The 17115-nt window shown below is 35.4% G+C and carries 23 protein-coding genes; all 23 read right to left on the bottom strand.

Annotated features, from left to right (window positions below; genetic code table 11):
• Positions 1-56: 56 nt before the first annotated feature.
• A complete protein-coding gene (locus ACIQ7L_RS16875) occupies positions 57-767 on the bottom strand; it encodes an N-acetylmuramoyl-L-alanine amidase (RefSeq protein WP_400570646.1) in 711 nt (236 codons plus the stop codon).
• A complete protein-coding gene (locus ACIQ7L_RS16880) occupies positions 767-979 on the bottom strand; it encodes a hypothetical protein (RefSeq protein WP_400570647.1) in 213 nt (70 codons plus the stop codon). The genes ACIQ7L_RS16875 and ACIQ7L_RS16880 overlap by 1 nt, the downstream gene beginning before the upstream one ends.
• 2 nt (positions 980-981) lie before the next feature.
• Positions 982-1263 (bottom strand): hypothetical protein, encoded by a 282-nt coding sequence (locus tag ACIQ7L_RS16885; protein WP_400570648.1) that lies wholly within the window; start codon positions 1261-1263, stop codon positions 982-984.
• A gap of 69 nt (positions 1264-1332) precedes the next feature.
• A complete protein-coding gene (locus ACIQ7L_RS16890) occupies positions 1333-1572 on the bottom strand; it encodes a hypothetical protein (RefSeq protein ID WP_400570649.1) in 240 nt (79 codons plus the stop codon).
• A gap of 134 nt (positions 1573-1706) precedes the next feature.
• Positions 1707-1847, bottom strand: coding sequence for a hypothetical protein (locus ACIQ7L_RS16895; RefSeq protein WP_400570650.1), 141 nt, complete (start codon positions 1845-1847; stop codon positions 1707-1709).
• Positions 1840-2256 carry a hypothetical protein gene (locus ACIQ7L_RS16900; RefSeq protein WP_400570651.1) on the bottom strand — a complete coding sequence of 139 codons (417 nt, stop codon included), beginning with the start codon at positions 2254-2256 and terminating at the stop codon, positions 1840-1842. The genes ACIQ7L_RS16895 and ACIQ7L_RS16900 overlap by 8 nt, the downstream gene beginning before the upstream one ends.
• A 24-nt stretch (positions 2257-2280) precedes the next feature.
• Positions 2281-3831 (bottom strand): hypothetical protein, encoded by a 1551-nt coding sequence (locus ACIQ7L_RS16905; protein ID WP_400570652.1) that lies wholly within the window; start codon positions 3829-3831, stop codon positions 2281-2283.
• Positions 3828-4925: a siphovirus ReqiPepy6 Gp37-like family protein gene (locus ACIQ7L_RS16910; RefSeq protein WP_400570653.1), complete on the bottom strand. Its 1098-nt coding sequence runs from the start codon at positions 4923-4925 to the stop codon at positions 3828-3830. Before ACIQ7L_RS16910 ends, ACIQ7L_RS16905 begins: the two co-directional genes overlap by 4 nt.
• Before the next feature lie 2 nt (positions 4926-4927).
• A complete protein-coding gene (locus ACIQ7L_RS16915) occupies positions 4928-5797 on the bottom strand; it encodes a phage tail family protein (RefSeq protein WP_400570654.1) in 870 nt (289 codons plus the stop codon).
• Positions 5798-5806: 9 nt separating this feature from the next.
• Positions 5807-9379: a phage tail tape measure protein gene (locus ACIQ7L_RS16920; RefSeq protein ID WP_400570655.1), complete on the bottom strand. Its 3573-nt coding sequence runs from the start codon at positions 9377-9379 to the stop codon at positions 5807-5809.
• Between the two features lie 17 nt (positions 9380-9396).
• The gene (locus ACIQ7L_RS16925) at positions 9397-9570 is read right to left on the bottom strand and encodes a hypothetical protein (RefSeq protein WP_400570656.1); all 174 of its coding nucleotides are present in this window, start codon (positions 9568-9570) and stop codon (positions 9397-9399) included.
• A gap of 41 nt (positions 9571-9611) precedes the next feature.
• The gene (locus ACIQ7L_RS16930; RefSeq protein ID WP_400570657.1) at positions 9612-9959 is read right to left on the bottom strand and encodes a hypothetical protein; all 348 of its coding nucleotides are present in this window, start codon (positions 9957-9959) and stop codon (positions 9612-9614) included.
• A gap of 4 nt (positions 9960-9963) precedes the next feature.
• Positions 9964-10548: a major tail protein gene (locus tag ACIQ7L_RS16935; protein WP_400570658.1), complete on the bottom strand. Its 585-nt coding sequence runs from the start codon at positions 10546-10548 to the stop codon at positions 9964-9966.
• Positions 10549-10878, bottom strand: coding sequence for a hypothetical protein (locus ACIQ7L_RS16940; RefSeq protein WP_400570659.1), 330 nt, complete (start codon positions 10876-10878; stop codon positions 10549-10551).
• Positions 10875-11231 carry an HK97 gp10 family phage protein gene (locus ACIQ7L_RS16945; protein WP_400570660.1) on the bottom strand — a complete coding sequence of 119 codons (357 nt, stop codon included), beginning with the start codon at positions 11229-11231 and terminating at the stop codon, positions 10875-10877. Before ACIQ7L_RS16945 ends, ACIQ7L_RS16940 begins: the two co-directional genes overlap by 4 nt.
• The gene (locus tag ACIQ7L_RS16950; protein ID WP_400570661.1) at positions 11224-11523 is read right to left on the bottom strand and encodes a phage head closure protein; all 300 of its coding nucleotides are present in this window, start codon (positions 11521-11523) and stop codon (positions 11224-11226) included. The genes ACIQ7L_RS16945 and ACIQ7L_RS16950 overlap by 8 nt, the downstream gene beginning before the upstream one ends.
• Positions 11520-11792 carry a head-tail connector protein gene (locus tag ACIQ7L_RS16955; RefSeq protein WP_400570662.1) on the bottom strand — a complete coding sequence of 91 codons (273 nt, stop codon included), beginning with the start codon at positions 11790-11792 and terminating at the stop codon, positions 11520-11522. Before ACIQ7L_RS16955 ends, ACIQ7L_RS16950 begins: the two co-directional genes overlap by 4 nt.
• Positions 11789-12043: a hypothetical protein gene (locus tag ACIQ7L_RS16960; protein ID WP_400570663.1), complete on the bottom strand. Its 255-nt coding sequence runs from the start codon at positions 12041-12043 to the stop codon at positions 11789-11791. The genes ACIQ7L_RS16955 and ACIQ7L_RS16960 overlap by 4 nt, the downstream gene beginning before the upstream one ends.
• Positions 12044-12058: 15 nt before the next feature.
• Positions 12059-13243, bottom strand: coding sequence for a phage major capsid protein (locus ACIQ7L_RS16965; RefSeq protein ID WP_400570664.1), 1185 nt, complete (start codon positions 13241-13243; stop codon positions 12059-12061).
• Positions 13244-13258: 15 nt separating this feature from the next.
• Positions 13259-13843, bottom strand: coding sequence for an HK97 family phage prohead protease (locus ACIQ7L_RS16970; RefSeq protein WP_400570665.1), 585 nt, complete (start codon positions 13841-13843; stop codon positions 13259-13261).
• Positions 13800-15023, bottom strand: a complete 1224-nt coding sequence (locus tag ACIQ7L_RS16975; RefSeq protein ID WP_400570666.1) for a phage portal protein — start codon at positions 15021-15023, stop codon at positions 13800-13802. The genes ACIQ7L_RS16970 and ACIQ7L_RS16975 overlap by 44 nt, the downstream gene beginning before the upstream one ends.
• A 13-nt stretch (positions 15024-15036) precedes the next feature.
• Positions 15037-16737, bottom strand: a complete 1701-nt coding sequence (locus ACIQ7L_RS16980; RefSeq protein ID WP_400570667.1) for a terminase large subunit — start codon at positions 16735-16737, stop codon at positions 15037-15039.
• Positions 16734-17096 carry a hypothetical protein gene (locus ACIQ7L_RS16985; protein WP_400570668.1) on the bottom strand — a complete coding sequence of 121 codons (363 nt, stop codon included), beginning with the start codon at positions 17094-17096 and terminating at the stop codon, positions 16734-16736. Before ACIQ7L_RS16985 ends, ACIQ7L_RS16980 begins: the two co-directional genes overlap by 4 nt.
• Positions 17097-17115: the final 19 nt, after the last annotated feature.

The raw sequence follows: 17115 nt of genomic DNA on the forward strand, positions 1-17115 counted from the left end.
TAATCCCAATACTAATTTTTAATCTAATCATGTTATAAAGTTTATCTAACAGTAAATCACTCGTATTGATACCACCAGTTTTTAGTATCTAACCATGCTGTAAACTTGTCCAATTCAGAACCAATTCTTCTTTCGGTACGAATACTAAATAATGCATCATTTTTGCCAGAAATAACGAGTGAAGCGCCATAACCTAAAGTATTAAGGAACCCCGCTACTTCTTTCATATGACCGAATCCAATACCACCAGTTGCAACTAGTTTATATCCATTTTCTTTCACGATGAATCCCTCCGTTTTAGTTAATTGAGATTTAAACCACTGAACCCTTCCTTCGTCTAGCATTCTATGAGGGCAATATTTTCCGTTTCTCTCTTGGTGCGTTTTAACTTTAGAGACTGAAATATTATGAGTATCCATCAGTTGACGGATAACCTTAATCGCATTCAATTCGGCTTTTCGGTATCTTTCTCCACCGTATTTTGAATAACAAATCTCAACAGAAATACTATGACGATTACCATGCCCATATGTACCATCACCAGCGTGCCAAGCATTCCGATTGAAAGGGATTAATTGGATTGCTTCTCTATCGTCTACAGCGATGTGAAATGAAGTACCCTGACTGTTATTAGCAACATTATTTCGCTCATTTAGGGCAGAAGCATCATTATAGGTGTTATGGAATGTGATTTCCGTTGGTGTCATTTCATATGGACATAAGGCTGGATAACGACTTTCCGGCACTAACATTTGTTTGATTTCCATTACTCAACATCTCCTTTTTGATTTTCTTCATGATCAGTCCAAATACCTAATGCAATACCAAATAAATAAACAGCTTGCTGTACCTTTTCTAAATTGCCTTCAAATCCTGTGATACCAAATACCGATAAAATCAATCCAAAGCATGAAAAAAGCGCAACCCATGTTTTCCAGTTGCGCAAACGTTTTTTGATATTTTCTTTTGTGAGTTCCATAATTAATTTGTCTCCTTTTCTAAATTATCAAGTCGCTTATGTGCTTGCTTAGTGCTTTCCTCAACTCGTGTGATTCGTTCACCTAGCGTAATCATTTGCTTTTCACTTGCCTTTAAATCAATTCGAATGTCATCCACACCCTTGCGAATATATCCAAGTTCAGATTTCACCTCAGCGCTTTGTTGACCATCGGTTCTAATTGTCTTTGTTTTATTTAATGAATATCCCAAATAACTAATAGCTAATGATAATGCTGCAATAAGTACGCCAACTTCAATCGACACTACCCCATCTCCTTTCAAAATAAAAAGAGACGCTTATTGCGTCTCCTCTTGCTCCATATAAAAGCACCTTTACTTTTTCAAGTTCTTTAGTATATTTCTCTTCTCAGCTTCAAGCCAATAAATACGTAATGCAGACTTTCGCTCTTCAATTCTATCTTTTCCATCTACTTCAAGGGCAAAGCCTCCAACCTTATCCCCCAGTGTATTTTCCATCTCTTTAATTGATGCTTCTAATTCTCTTATTTTTTTCAATACATCAGAATCTGTTACATATTCAACTTGTTTAGGTGAATCATTTAAATAACTCATATAATTATTCCTCCTTTATACTATTTGTCTTTTACAACGTAATTTTATTATATATAAACCCTGAAGAAAATAGATAAAGTACACTACCATGTTCTAGTATTTTGTTTTGTTTTTTAGCAAAATAAAAAAGCCTACTATTCAGCAGCGCCCTCATCTAATTTTTTATATACTTCTTCACGCAAGTTCGATAATTTTGGTACTTGTTCACGTTTGTATCGTCCATCCTTCACAGCTCCGGCCCAAATTGACACAGTAGCAGATCTTTGATTAAACATTTGTCATTCCTCCGATCATTGTAGTAAGTTCCATAATTGCCTCTTCATTTCTAATATTACGTTGTTCTTGTTCTGCTGCTAAGTTAGTCATTTCTAATAGCGATTCTTCTAATGATTTGTTACTTTGCACCAATTGTTCGATCGTTTGCTCTAGTGAAACTGCCTCTGGACGATTTTCTTGAAGGTTAATTTTAATAGCGTTGTATTCTTCTTTTGTAATTTGAATTAGATCACGACTAGTTTTCTTATCTTCTGGATACGCAAGAATACAATAGTTCTCTTTAAGGATGACCTTGTGATGTGGTAATACTTGGCTTCCAGCTACGATTTTATCAATATCCAATCCCCTATAATTGGGATTTCCGTTCTCATCTAATAAATTGTTTATTCTATAGTAAAAGCAATCCATAATATACCTTCTTTCTTTACTATTTTATGGTGTGAAATACAATGTTTTATAGAAGTCTGCCCTTTTTCTTATTTCAGTAATGGCAGTGCTACTGACAGGAGTAAAATCATAATTTAACAACATGTCATAATCACCAGCTCCACAACTTAACGTTTTCGATATATCATTAATCACTCTGATATACTGAATATTAGAAAATACTTTATTTAAAACACCATTTTTCGTATATCTCACCATTCTTGGCCACCCGTTACCCGTCCAAGATGCTGACGCATAATGGTAAATGTATCCGTCGTCGAGTAGTAAATAACAATTTCTGTCTGTTGATTCATCAAGTCCGTAACCAGTTACCTTTTTCTTTAAGGATACTAATGTGCCATTTTTATCATACTCATAATAATCATAATAAGTTTTAGAGTACGGAGGTTCTTTAATCAGTTCTTCATAAGATAAAAACCTTACAGCTCCGTTATCATTCATTTGATAGGGTATATTGGAATCAAAAGCCTTTAACAATACACCTTTATTGTTATATTTAATCACCTTATTTCCAGATTCTACGTAATGGTGTTTAGAATATAGAGCTTTTATTCTCCCGCCATCACCTTTAACCATTACATCGGTGATTTCGTCAATTTTATTAACTAGCGTTTGTAATGGATCATTTCCCGATGCACTTACATCTTTTGCTACTAATTTTTGAGCAAACGAATTTTTGATGTTCTGTGTTTTGCTTTTAAGTTGGGCTGATTTATCTGAAGCTGATAATGGACTGCCAATAACACTCGCCCAGTTCGCCTTCAAGTCATTGGCACTTATAAAAAGCTCATTTATCGCTTTAACAAGTGAATCTTTCTCCGTTGTTAGCAAAGTATTTTTATCCCCCATATTTTTTGCTAACACATATATTTTCTGTAAAATATTTGTTTCTGCATTTTCACTAAGCAGGTCTTGCAGATTAGTAAACCAGTTGAGAAATTCCTGCTGCTGTTCATTTTTCCATGCTGTTAGTTCTGCATCACCTTTTTGCTTTGTTCGCTCAAACCAATCTTGATACTGGTTGAAAATAGCTGTTGTATCGACCTGATCAACAACACCATGTACAATCCCACACAAATCTTTATTCAAGCGTAAATCAGTTATGTTTGCTTGGGTGATGGAGAGAGCGCCCTTTCCAATATAAATATCCGCTAATGCTATCTCATATGCATCTCCGTCACGTTTTAAGACAGGAGCAATGGGAGAACTAGCAAACTGTCCCTTTTTTACAACGGGAACAATTTCTCTATTTAAGTAATTTAATTGGAGAACTACACGGTCAATTCTATTCAAAACACCATCTGCAACATCAATTGCCATTTGATAATCATCAGTGTTTGTTACATAATAACCATGTATCCACGCTTGCCCAGCTTTAAGTGTTACAGTCATATCGCTATTAGATACAACCTTAAATCCGTTTGCAGGATTCGGGAAAACACCATTTCCAATGAACATTGAAAAATAAGATGCAAAATCACGAGCATCATATCTTCTATCGCCATTTACACTATTAAACATTCCACTTTTAATCATTTTGTCACCATCTTTCTTACTTTCTCCGGTAAGGTAGGAACAGATTTACCTACTTTCACAAAAATTTCTTTATGAGTTTGATAAACTTCATCAACTTCCACAACTCTGCTATTCATAATAATTCCTAATTTATCATCACGAATTGTGATTAGATCACCTAAAAAGAAATCTTCATTGTACTTTGTATTTTCTCTAGTTACATCGATCTCGCAATCAAAAGAAATGAATTCCTCATGTTCTAAAAGCTTTTGGAGTCCACGTTGCCTTAATAACAACATATACTCACTTTCTGGTATCGGAATATCTTCTTCACTTCCTCTTTTTGTATCCTGTATATCTCGCGCATCAACAAAAAACTCTCGTCTATCTAGACCATCACCTTGTTCAATAGCGGTTATTTTCCTTGCATTACCTTCGCCAGCACCAGCAATCAAGACTGTATTTTTAAAATCATTGTCTGCCTCTTCAAAATTCCGTCTTACAACATTAGAAAAACTTTTTGATAAAATACATCGAGGATTTTCACTTTGATTTACTGTTCGATCATGCCCTTCATACACTTCATAAAATAGCGATTTCCCATTAAAATTAGTTCTTATTCCGATTTCATACGTATTGCACAATGATTCTACTTGTTCTAATAATTCTTGATATAAAGATTGCATTTTGATAGGTGCTCCCAAATTTTTAGCATCAGCTAACTTAATTTGTGGTATCTTTCGCTCAATTTTACTAGGATTAATACATTCACTGGTAATCATGCTTCTAATTATGTTTTCAGGCGTATCTTCATAATTATATTTGCCCCACAAAATTCTACGGTCTAACCATCGAACAGAAGAAAAGCATTTAATAATTAATTGTTCTTTGCCATCTTCAGTTTCATCAAATCCGCGATAATAGATGAACATTGCTTCGCTATCATCTTTACGAAATAAAATGTGGCCTTTTTTTAATAAATTAATATTATCTATAGTCACATCAACATGTAATTCTGCTTCTCCGTGAGAGCTATAACGCTTGCGCCATAGTAAATAAGAAAACTTACCAACTATACCTAATCTATTAAAGTTTTCGTCACAAACATAAAGCATTTTTACACCCCCACATATTGTGGCGTGAAGTAAATACTAACTTCAAGGTTGTCCACATTTGTTTCAGCATCATATCTTAAAAGATTGTCTCCCGCATCAAGTGATAAATGTGGACTTGATTCTAATGAAAAATAATTGAATATGTTAGAAATCACTCCATTTCTAGTTAAACGAACATATTCATCTCCCCGTTCTGTATTAACCGTGATAACATCACCAGCAATCATTTCTTTTTCTATTAAAATTATTTCTCTTGTTTCCACATTAATGATGCTAGGATTTTTAACAGTCCCTAATGCTCTGAGTTCTAGTCGCAATGGCGCTGGGTTATCACTTGTATTATTAACATTCACAATAAGAGAAGGTTCTCTATAACCTAATTCAATCCCCACTCCCTGTGGTATTTCTAAAGGGAACTCGAACGAACCAATCCATAAAGCAATATCCGTTTTTATTTCTTTTTCATACCACCACGGCTTATGACAAAGAAGCGAAATCATAAAGTTTGGAAACACTTCTTTATTAATCACAGGAGATTTCTCAACTTTACATTTAATAAATCGCTCGATTTCACCATTTGTGTATTTTAATGTAAATGTATGTTTCGGATTAAAAAAGCGAATCATTTTCGAACGATTTATTTCTTTATCCAATCTAATACGTCCTTCAATAACAATATTCCGTGGTTGTATATTTGAACCTATAACAGAAGCGCCATCTTCGTTATAATTTTTAGTTGTATAAAAATCGTTTTCCATTGAATCTAACCCTTCGGCTTTATCCAAGAAAAAAGGGCTTAACACTGAAATTTCAAGTGTTTGCCCTTTATTATTATCGAATATTAATTTTTCCCTACTACTAAATGATTCCATTCAATCACCTCACACTTGTAAAGCTAATTCTCGAAGTGCATTTCTATTTAAACGTGATGTTTCATATGGATCGAGCGCTTTTGGAGAATTAAAAGTCATATTATAATTGTTTTCGATAGTCGTTGTTTGACTAGCAGGTGATATATCAACAGAGCTGACTCCAACGTTTTGAGAAGACACATCTAGCATAGCTTTTCTAACAATAGCTTCTAAATCTTCCAGCGCACCAACAAATTCAGGACGTTTTTCTCCTACACCGATAACTTGTGGACCGTAAAAAACCCCGCCTTTGTCATACCAATCAACATTTAATTTTGGAACTGATGGTGGATTCAAACTAAATTCACCTGAAAATGAAAAACGTGGAAGTTTAGGCATTTTTATCTCTGGAAAACTCCATGATAGATTCTTAAAGAAGCCGGTTATATCTTTAAGTATTCTATCTATGGTACTTTTCACTTCATTCATTTTATTTTCGGCATCTCTTTTCATTTCATCGATTTTTTTACCTGGCCATTTCTTGATTTCTTCCCATTTATTTTCAGTATCTTTTTTCATTTGTTCCCATTTATTCGACGCTATTGTACCAATAATATCCATAGCTTTGCCGAAATCCTTTTTAAAAATTTCCCACTTGGAAAGTACTTCTCCTGTTTCCCAGTTAACTTTATCTACGTGTTCATTTGCTTGTTTTTGTGCCTCACTTACAACTTTTTGGTGCATATCTTCCGCTTTTTTAACAGTTTCATTTTTTTGCCTTTCAGCTTCTTCTATTAACTTCTTCGCCTGATCAGCAGTAATAGTACCAGCTTCATCACGTTGTTTGATAATCTCGGCAATTGTTTTGTTGTATTGGTCATTCGCTTCTTTTACCACGTCATCTTTTTGTTTCACAGAATTTTTAACTACTTCTGCTGCTTGTTTAGCTGTAATTTCAGTAGCTTCAGTTTTTAAACGCTCCAAAATCACTTTTTGTTCACGCTCATTTGTGGACATATGTTCAACAGCCTTTTGAGTCATTTGTTCTTGAATACTATTAATTTCTTGTCGCTCAGCATCTGTAATAGCGCGTTTTTCCTCTTTGGCCGCGTTTAATATTTCTGCAATACGAGCTTTACCATTCGTGATTACGTCCTGTTGTTGCTGTTGATTTGTTTGCATTTTAGCAATAATTTCAGCTTCTTCTTCATCAGTTATGGCCGCACTAGAATCAAAGAATGTTTGTATCGTTGCTAATTGTGCAGCATGGTCTTCTTGCATTGCTGTTAAAACTTGGTCTCCCATTTGCGAAAATGTATTCACAATTCCATTTGCCATTTCTCCAGTTACAGTTTGACCACTCCAAGCTAATTGATTTAAAGCGACTGTAGCTTGATCATTTAATTTTAAGAAGCCGCCTACAGCCTTTTCAGTTGATTCGGAAACCTTACTGCCAAAGAGACCGACCTCAATCGATGATTGTTTAAAATGGTTATATAGGGCAATTCCACCTGCTGTCAATCCTGCAATTGCGGCGATTGCTAAACCAACTGGACCCGTAAGAACGGCTAATGCACCACCAAATACAGCAGCCGCACCGCCAGCTCCTGCTATAGCACCTGACAAGGCTACAAAACCGGGAGCTAATGCGGCTATAGCACCAATTACAATACCCATTGCTATACTTATAGCTGCAATAGTAGATGCAAGTTTAGGATTTTCAGCCGCCCATGTTGCAATAGCACTAATAACATCAGCTATAACTAATAACAATGGTTCGAATGCAGTTTTTAATTCAACCATAGCTTGTTGCATTTTTACAGCTGGAGATTGGTCTAATTTTTTTACTGATTCGTTGAGTTGATCTTGATTATTTTTAAAATCTACCACTTTGTCTTGAGCATTTAACAATGTATCGATAATGTTTTGACCTTGATCTTCATACATTGTGCCAAAAAGCTTTACCCCTATCTCGTTTCGTTTCGTTTCATCTTCAATTTCATTTAACGCTTTAGCGATATCTGTCATAGCGGCAGAACCTTCTTTTCCACCTTTAGCAACAGATTGCCCCCATTTTTCTAACTGTTCAGCAGAAATTTTAGTACCTTCAAGGGCTTCCTTCATAGCCTTATCGACACCTTGACCGAACTCAGCGGCTTTAATTCTTCCTTCTTTTAGACCATCTAATAGGTTGTCTATATTCCATGTACCGGTTTCGACGCCAGCTGCCATAATGGCTTGGACTTCTTCAGCGCTGTATCCAGCTCGCGTTAACTGTCCTCCATATTCAGCAATAATATCCAATTGTTCAGGAGGAAATCCGATTTTTAAAAGAGCGTTTACTAATCCTAAAGCATTGTCATTAGTTATACCTAATTCGTTTGCAATTTCATTTGTTTCTTGAATTAATTCAGTAAAATCTATATCTCCATAAGCTGCGGTAATAGCTGCTGCACCTTTAACAACTGCCGCATTAGCCTCATCGCTAACATTTTTGTTTAATGTCCATTGTCTTCTAACCCCTTCAAGGGCTGCTTCTGCATCAACACCATACGTTTCAACGCCTCGGATAGCTGCTTTTACAGATTGCTTTGATGCCTCTGGTACTTCCATCGAAATTTCGATCTTAGTATTCAAATTCGAAACATCTAAAGCTTGTTCAATTGCAGTTGCAATTCCACCACCTGCTACTAATGCGCCAGCTACATTTTCTAACTCTATACCAAATCCATCTACAGCTTTTTCAGCATTACGAGCTTCACGAGTAATGTCATCTAATTCTCTACTTATTTGATCTAAGTCCGCTCCATCGTGAACGCTTCTCAAAGTTGCTCTGAATCGTTCTAAATCAGCATCGCTTCCTAAAGCTCTGCGACCAATGAGATCTATTGCTTTTCCGAGTTGCTCTGAAGATGCAGTTCCGTTTTTAATGGCTGCTGTTAGTTCAGAACCTAATATATTTGAAAACTCGTCCACACTTCTGCCAGAAGCATCAAATAACACGTTTAACTCACGGGTTGATTTCTCTACCCTGTCTTGTTCTTCCGTCGTTTCCTTCAATTCATTTTGCAATTTCTTCATTGCTTCTTCTAACTGTGCTGATGTGGCTGTACCTTGTCGAATAGCCGCGGTTAATCGACTTCCTAATGCACTTTCGAATTGATCTACACTTGTACCAGTTGCATTAAAAATAGCGTTTAATTCCTGTGTAGCACGCGCGGCTCGTTCTTGTTCATCTCTCATACCTTTTAATTGATTTTGTAAACCGCCTAATGAGCCTTCTGTGTACTCAATCTCACGCCTAAATGCTCGGTATTGCTCTTCTCCAATATCTCCACGTTCAAACTGTGCCTGAACTTGCTGTTCTGCCGCTTTTAATTGGTTCAGCTTTTCAGTTGTAGCTTCAACACGTTGTGTTAATAGTTGCTGCTTTTGTGCCAATGCTTCAACGTTACCAGGATTAAACTTTAAAAGACGTTCAACATCTTTTAACTCCTTTGTTAAGTCATTACTACGCTTATTTACATCTTGTAAAGCGTTCTGTAAGCCAACTGTGTCGCCACCAATTTCAATTGTAATACCTTTAATTCTTCCTCCCGCCATAATTTCACCCCTCTTTCTTAAAAAGCATTAAAGTCTTTTTGAGTCGCTTTTCTCACTGTTTCTTTTTTTGGATTGTTTAATTCTAGAAATGTTTCAATGTAATCCAAACAATTCCCGATTGTCATCATTTCTAAATCTGCATTTGTTAGTTTTACTTTATAACAAAGAGCGAAAAACGTATCAGATGACAACCCTTTTTCACCTTCTGTTTCTCGCTCTTGTTCATTTTTTGTTATTTTTTTTTTGAAGTTTTCAATGACTTCATTATCAAGTCTTGAATATCAATGACGATTTCATAAATAGGAAATTCACCAAACGTATCTAGCCATTTCATTGGATCAGGAATTTCATTATCTGCTGTTTTAGCATAAACCCAGACTAAATTATAAATGACATCAAAATCTAGTTTACTAAAATCTGTTTCACTAGAAATCTCGCCATTAAGTATAGGCATAAAAGCTTGTAAACTAAACATATCAGCAAACATATCTCTTCCAAATTGTGCTTTATAGCGAAATCCCGCTGCTGCTGTGGTTTTTAATCGAACATCCTTACCATCTATTACAATTGTTTTTTCCATCTATTTACGCTCCTTGTGGCGTTGTTGTTTTTACATAAACTTTTTTGTACCAATTATCGTAAATTGCTGGTGTTGTTTTAGAAGTTGTCTTTGTTTTAACCATACGCTTTCCTTTAATATCAATTGGACTAGATACAAATTTAAGTTCATTTGTATTTGGTTCAGCAGAACTTGTTTTTGTTTTAGATGCAATTGTAGGTCGACTTGCTGTACAACTGAACATAACGTGTCGAGTCGCATTAATATCACCATCAAACTCAAACAGTAATGCAAATTGCTTCCCTTTCGCATCAGCTAACTCATTTAATACACCATCTGTTTCATCTAGCTTCTCGCCTAATGCATCAATGGAAAATTGTTCTGGCACAGTAGCAATCGCTATTGTGCCATCGTAACCCTGGTTATTACTTGCAGAATAAAACAACATATCATCCGCATAAAACTCAATTAAATCCCCACGTGGTTCAAATGTTAACTCAACCCCACCTGGCATTGGAATCGGTGTTCCATATGTTACTACACCATCTGTTACTTCGTATGGAGCATAATGAACGTTTTTTAAACCGAAACTTACTTTATTTTCAGCCATCTACATCAACCTCGTTTCATATATTTTTTGGAATAGTTTCTCAGTATCAATAAAAGTCTCAAACGATTCATAAGGTATCTCATGATTGTCTAAGACTTGTTCAAGCTTGGCTTCTGCAACCAAATCTTTTTTAGTTGTATAAAGCTCAATGTTGACATCATTTATTTTTTGATAAACCTTGTTATCAGCCGTCATGTTAGGCGAGCCCTGCACAAGGAAACAAATATAAGGCGGCTTAGGTACTGGGTTATCTGGTGTTGCTGTGAAATGCGAATAAGCCACAGGATAACCTGTAGCATCAAGAAATTTCTTTAATTCACCTAATGTCATTGTCTAATCGCCCTTTCGACACGCTCTAAATAATCATTTATCGCATGTTCTTCAGCCGGAGCAATGTGGACTTGAGCTGGAACCCGTCCGCCATTTGCTTTCGCATGTCCTTTTTCTAACAAGTGTGTAAGTTGTGGCTTTAACACATTATGGACAATGATTGACTTTCCATCCTTCTTTGCGCGCCATCCCTTGCGATAATTACCTGTCTTTTTAGGACTTTTTTGCTTTAACTCGTCCACAAGATTCTTTGCAACTTCTTCTTTAGCAACTTCTAGTTCTTCTTCTACTAAGTTAGAATACCGTTGCATTTCTCTCGCAATCTCGTTTGCAAGATTGTTAATACTAGCCACCAGCTTTCACCTCACAATACAGTTCAATCTTTTCATCATTTCTCTCGTACGTGCGGTAAATGCTATATTCTTTCTCTCGATACTTTACTTTTTGTTCTTCTTGATAATCCAGTGTGTAAACTATTAATGCACATTTAGGCTTAATTCCACTTTGTCCCGCTTGAAAAAATTCAGTTTGTGGAACAGATTTCTTCTTACAGAAGACTTGTTTACTAAAGGTTTCAATTTCTTCTTTTTGTCCTAAATCATCCTCAACAGTTGTAATCTCAGGGAAGAATAGAATATCATTCATTGGTAATCACCTGCTAATGTTAGGTGATTTTTAAGCATGTTATAAGATGATTGAAAACGGTCTACTTCTTTAACATCAGCGATAAAATTAGCTTTAACATACGTAATAACCGCTCTTTTAATTAATGGATCTTCATCATCATTCACTTTAGTTTTTGAAACCCCCGACAACATTAAGTCGTGCCGGGCCGCTTCGATTAAATCTTCAATTTCATCATCAAGTGAATCATGAGAAATACGCAATGATTTTTTTACATCTGTAAGCATCATTCCTCACCTCTTAATGATTTTTCAAATGCAATAGCATCTTCTTTCCCTTGTACCTTTTCACCGTTAGATAATTCATACCAACCGCCACCAGTGTGTTTAGGGACATCAGAATAAGTTTCATTACTTTTTAAAAACCCTTTTTCAACTAAAAAGGCAATACGCTTTGAATCATTCGATTCATACATATCTTCCTTTGAGTATCCAACTTTAGTTTCCTTATCAATGAAAGCTTTCAAAACTGGAAGTTTCATCGAATCACTCCTCCGTTAAGCTGCTGGAGCTTTTTTTAACACAACTAAAGAATTTTTATCTACAACTTTACCATCCACAATCATAATAGCTTTTGTAACAAGATCATCAGTTTCGTTGTCTTCATATTTCTTAACACCCATTTGATAGTTAGTATTAAGAATATAGTCTTTGTAATTAAACAAGAAAGCAAATGGAGTCCCTTCAGTAGCTGTTGCAAAGCTGTCAACATAATTACATAGAACAACTGGACGTCCTAATAAAATACGTTCTGGTTTACCGGAAATTCCATAATTAGTACGTGCAATTGGTTGTCCTGAAGAATCTACCATAGCTGAAAATTCCATAAATGTCTTTTTAGTCATTGTCCAAACAGCACTGGCTTCATACTCAAGGGGTAAAGCAGATTCTGCATCTGTTAAAGTTTTGTAATTGATTTTCGCAACATCTAACGCTTGTCCCTCAATTGATGTTTCTGCTAGAATCCCTTTTGGTTTTCCAGATCCATCACCGCTAACAATAGCTTGTTCAATAGCTTTTGTCATAGCTTCCACAACGTTATTAATTAATGTCGTTTCGAAAACTGCTAGAGACATCGTATCCGTTTCAAGTGAAATTGCTACAGCACAACGTAATTTATGGTAGTTAAAAGTAATGCTTCCAGTAGTCTTCTTCTGCTTGTCACTTCCAGAACTTTCAGCAACCCATGTAGCAACTGGTTTAACCGATGAAGTTGGTACTGTCACGCCCCCCTTAATAGCTGTACGAGTAACTAAAGGTAGAATCATTCCTACGGCTTCAATTTTTTCAACAATCTTATCTAATACTGTTTGTGGGATAACAGAACCAACATCACCTGTTTTTGTAACTGCATTCGCACGAAGTTCAGCCGGAATTTCCTCACCACGCAATACATAATTCATGAAAGCATTACGATATTCAGGAGAATCTGTACCAAGTTCACGTTGCTCGTTTTGTTTATTCGTATTAAAAGTTTCAATCTTATGAGCACCTGTTGCATTACCATCATTAATAGATCGTGCTTCATTTAGAAGTTGTTCACGTTTTTCAATTGCTGCTAACTGTTCGTTAATATCTCGTAATTCTTTTTCGATATCATTTAAATTATCAATAGAGCGAGTTTCATCACCTAGTAATTCGCTGATTTCAGATTTACGTTTTAATAATTGTTCTTTATTCATGTTAATGACCACCTTTTATAATAATGTTTGTAAATATAATCTTTTACGCTTTTCCGAGCGTTTTTTTTCTTCTGTAAAATGCTTATACGGATCATATCCCCTAGCACTTACTTCTGAATCCGGATATGCCGGAAAAGCAACTGCACTAACTTCTAATAATTTCGCTTTTGTAACAGTTCGTAACATAAGATCATCGTCAGGCTCTTCAATTTCTTCGCTTATCATGCTAAATCCAAACGAGACGCCATCCACATCACCGCGTTTAATTGATTTGTAAGTGTCATTACCTAAAGTTGTATCTGGTAAATCTAATTCAAAACGTAAGCCCACAGCATCCTCACTTAAACGCAAAGTATTATTTTTCGTTCTACCTAATACTTTCGATGTATCGTGGGACCATAAAAAACGTTGGTCATCATTTTGCAATGTTTCTGTAAATGCTCCATTTTTGAATTGCTCACGAAACTTACGGTAATATCCCATGACTAAAGATTTCTTTTCCCACTTTACTGCATAGCCTATAAGTGTCCGATTTCCATTGTCATCTTCTCTGATTTCAATCTTCTGCGTTACTATTTCCCTTGTCTCCGTCTTGTCCATTGTCCCCACCTCCTTTATCAGTTACCTTTCCGGCTTTAACTAGTGCTGTATCTAGTCTTCGAATTGGTTTATCTCCACCTTCAATCGGACCCAATGAAAGAATGGAACGCCATTCATTCGGTGTCATTGCTCCTCTATCAACCATTTGAACTAAATTCATCTTTGTTGACATAGAAGCATATTGAAGGCTCGCTGCTTCGAAAATGATTTTGTTACCAAACCCACGTTCACGACGTGAAAAAAGCCTCCTGGTAAATTCTCCAGCAAGCTGCATTGCTAATGGTTCAATTTCAGATTCATAATAGGCATTCCATTCATCTTCCGTATACTTACTTTGTATAATTTTTTCGTTTGTATTGAAGAAGTTGTAAATTCTTTGAGTTGTTTCTTGCATTTGCTTAGAATCCGGAACAAATGCTTCTGGTTTAACTTGTTCTAAATCATAACGTGGATCAGAAGAAGCTGCGCCACCGTTAACATTATCAATGCTTAAGTAATTGTTAATAAAATTTTGAACCTGCATATCAATGTCCTCTTGCTTTAGAACAGATTTGAATTTTAATATCCATTTCACCACTGCACTATTTTTAATTGCTTTCACAATTCCTTGATCAGTAGTTGTGACAATGTCCATTAATGAAGATAATGCTTTACCTGGATGTTCACCGAAAAAATCATCTTCATTGAAATCTTTTCTTAGATGAATAACATCAACATACGGAACAGTCATTCTCTTTCCATTTTTAAAATAAAAAGTTAGAAAGATATCGCCTTGTATTCCTTCTACAACTTCTACCGTTACACAGGGTATAGGGTAAATTTTAGTTACAAAGCCGAGTTCATCACGTTTAATATAAGCAAATGCGTTGTGATTCAATTCTAATTGCACGGTCATTTTTTCTTGAAACATTTGACCTGTCATTAATGGATTAGGTTCTTCTAAAATAAATCTGATATACGACTCAGGATTCACTTTAAATTCATTTGCATTATCCCTTATATGTTTAGCAACTAGTTTGCCAACAGCCTTTGCTTTAGGACGTATACAAGCTCTGATAATATCACTCTGATAGATATCCCCATTCCATGAAAAAAAGCCCCCTCCATTGTCGTTTATCATTTCAAAACGAGTTGTAGTAGGTGGTTGCTTCTTACCAAATATCTTGTTAAATAACCCCAATTTCTCACCTCCCTTAAATCATGTTCAGATAATCATTACGTTTTTCCTGAAGTACCACATAAGCATTTAAAAGAGCTGCGGTCCCATCGATCCTTCTACGCTGATTATTTGTTTTGTTCGGCTGTATATTAAGGTTTTTATCAACGTCAATAGCTGTGTTTGATAAACACCATTTATCAATAGGATTATTATTATAATTTACTAAATTTGATTCTAAATCTGCACCTAATAACTTCATAGGGCTAGAAAGTGTTTGTTTACCTTGGGCAATTGGAATCATCGCTTCTTTACCGAAATATCCCTCCATTTCTTCGACCCAATATTTTGCGGACCACCTATCATATCCAATCCAAGGGATATAGATACCATATTCATCCCGTATTTCTAAGAACCATTGAGTAACAAATTTATAATGAACAGAATTTCCTGGCGTAGTTCTTAACAACCCTTGTTCAGCCCATAAGTTATATGGGATTTTATCCTCTTTGCTTCTTTGTTCAAGTAAATCCTCCGGAAGCCAATACATTTGTAAGACATAAATATGTGGATCGTTTGGAAGCACGAAAATAACCTTCGCTGCGGTTAAATCGGTTGTTGAAGATAAATCACAACCACCAATCCCATAAGAAGGCTTTAAATTTGCTATATCAAAGATAGCTTTATTATTTAATTGTTCAAATGTTAACCAAGCTTCTGTACTTGTTTCACGAATATTAAAATCTTTTGTTAATAAGTTTTTAACTAATAACGAATTCGCTTTTGCTTTATTCACTTTTGTTTCAAGTTGATCCGTCTTTTTGATTGTACCTAAACCAGGATTAGCTTTTGCCCATTTGGTATTGTCGGTCCATTCATCTCTTTTATCCAATTCATATATAATTGGCAAGAAACGATCATCTTTATAGCCATCCGGATCATCCAAACCATTTAAAAGCATCTCAGCTTCTTCATATTTCATATCATAAACAGATTCACGAATAGTTCCAGCTGTTGTAATCATAAAAATCATCGGTTGTTCCCTTGCGGAAGTACCATCCACTATAACGTCATATAGGTTCTTATCTTTCCAAGCATGAATTTCATCCATCATTGCCCCATGAACATTAAGACCGTCAAGTGTTTCTGAATCACTTCCCAACGGTTTAAACGTACTGTCATTAAAATCTGCGTTCAATTCACGAACAAGCGGTTTAATTCGCTTTAATAATACAGGTGATTTCTTAACCATCCTTTTTGCATCTAACCAAACTAATTTGGCTTGATCTAATTTAGTAGCAACAGCATATATTTCTGCACCAGGTTCTCCATCAGCTACTTGTAAGTACAATCCGATTCCAGAAGCAATGGTTGATTTCCCGTTTTTACGGGCCACAATTAAAAGTACTTCTCTATACTTTCTTGTACCGTCAATCTTATGAACGAATCCAAATGAAGCTGCTAAAAATGCTTTTTGCCATAACTCTAATTCAATCGGCTTACCGCCCCATTTACCTTTTGAGTGTTTGCAAAAATTCTCAATGAATTCTATTACATGATTCGCTTTCTTAGAATCATATTCAAATACAGAAGAAGTATCATACACATCGTTAACAAGCTTCTTATATATTCGCCTAACCTTATTTGATACGATTTCTTCTCCAGATTCGATTTTATTATAATACTCAATAATTGAATTATAAGTTAACGGATACTGCTTTCTTACTCGTTTACTCATTTATCAGCCACGAAATCATCGAATCCATCATCCTCTTCTTTAGGTGTTTCTTTCGGGAGTAAATCTGTTAATTGCTTCATGACCTGAACATGATTTTTTATCATAGTGTTATATACTTCTACAGCTGATGACTTCTTAATACCGAATTGGTTCGCTCCATTTTGATATTGTTCCGTGACACCATTCTTATTTATTTCTTCTTGTAAATCTTCTAAAGTGACAGCCATAAAAGCAGCATTTTTTATGAGTGAAGAAACAGCCCTTTTTTTCTTCAGTTCTAAATTCTTCAATAAACTGTTTAATCGTGTCATCTCTTTCTTAATTCGTTTTTCTTTTTCTATATCTAGATTATCGCTCATAAAATTTCACTCCTTTCAT

Origin of the sequence: Bacillus sp. NPDC094106, assembly GCF_044764345.1 — a bacterium.
Lineage (GTDB): Bacteria > Bacillota > Bacilli > Bacillales > Bacillaceae_G > Bacillus_A.

Excerpts from the sequence above, each read along its gene's own strand:
- ACIQ7L_RS16875 (WP_400570646.1), bottom strand. The coding sequence starts at position 767 with ATGGAAATCAAACAAATGTTAGTGCCGGAAAGTCGTTATCCAGCCTTA.
- ACIQ7L_RS16880 (WP_400570647.1), bottom strand. The coding sequence starts at position 979 with ATGGAACTCACAAAAGAAAATATCAAAAAACGTTTGCGCAACTGGAAA.
- ACIQ7L_RS16890 (WP_400570649.1), bottom strand. The coding sequence starts at position 1,572 with ATGAGTTATTTAAATGATTCACCTAAACAAGTTGAATATGTAACAGAT.
- ACIQ7L_RS16895 (WP_400570650.1), bottom strand. The coding sequence starts at position 1,847 with ATGTTTAATCAAAGATCTGCTACTGTGTCAATTTGGGCCGGAGCTGTG.
- ACIQ7L_RS16900 (WP_400570651.1), bottom strand. The coding sequence starts at position 2,256 with ATGGATTGCTTTTACTATAGAATAAACAATTTATTAGATGAGAACGGA.
- ACIQ7L_RS16905 (WP_400570652.1), bottom strand. The coding sequence starts at position 3,831 with ATGATTAAAAGTGGAATGTTTAATAGTGTAAATGGCGATAGAAGATAT.
- ACIQ7L_RS16910 (WP_400570653.1), bottom strand. The coding sequence starts at position 4,925 with ATGCTTTATGTTTGTGACGAAAACTTTAATAGATTAGGTATAGTTGGT.
- ACIQ7L_RS16915 (WP_400570654.1), bottom strand. The coding sequence starts at position 5,797 with ATGGAATCATTTAGTAGTAGGGAAAAATTAATATTCGATAATAATAAA.
- ACIQ7L_RS16920 (WP_400570655.1), bottom strand. The coding sequence starts at position 9,379 with ATGGCGGGAGGAAGAATTAAAGGTATTACAATTGAAATTGGTGGCGAC.
- ACIQ7L_RS16930 (WP_400570657.1), bottom strand. The coding sequence starts at position 9,959 with ATGGAAAAAACAATTGTAATAGATGGTAAGGATGTTCGATTAAAAACC.
- ACIQ7L_RS16935 (WP_400570658.1), bottom strand. The coding sequence starts at position 10,548 with ATGGCTGAAAATAAAGTAAGTTTCGGTTTAAAAAACGTTCATTATGCT.
- ACIQ7L_RS16940 (WP_400570659.1), bottom strand. The coding sequence starts at position 10,878 with ATGACATTAGGTGAATTAAAGAAATTTCTTGATGCTACAGGTTATCCT.
- ACIQ7L_RS16950 (WP_400570661.1), bottom strand. The coding sequence starts at position 11,523 with ATGAATGATATTCTATTCTTCCCTGAGATTACAACTGTTGAGGATGAT.
- ACIQ7L_RS16955 (WP_400570662.1), bottom strand. The coding sequence starts at position 11,792 with ATGATGCTTACAGATGTAAAAAAATCATTGCGTATTTCTCATGATTCA.
- ACIQ7L_RS16960 (WP_400570663.1), bottom strand. The coding sequence starts at position 12,043 with ATGAAACTTCCAGTTTTGAAAGCTTTCATTGATAAGGAAACTAAAGTT.
- ACIQ7L_RS16965 (WP_400570664.1), bottom strand. The coding sequence starts at position 13,243 with ATGAATAAAGAACAATTATTAAAACGTAAATCTGAAATCAGCGAATTA.
- ACIQ7L_RS16970 (WP_400570665.1), bottom strand. The coding sequence starts at position 13,843 with ATGGACAAGACGGAGACAAGGGAAATAGTAACGCAGAAGATTGAAATC.
- ACIQ7L_RS16980 (WP_400570667.1), bottom strand. The coding sequence starts at position 16,737 with ATGAGTAAACGAGTAAGAAAGCAGTATCCGTTAACTTATAATTCAATT.
- ACIQ7L_RS16985 (WP_400570668.1), bottom strand. The coding sequence starts at position 17,096 with ATGAGCGATAATCTAGATATAGAAAAAGAAAAACGAATTAAGAAAGAG.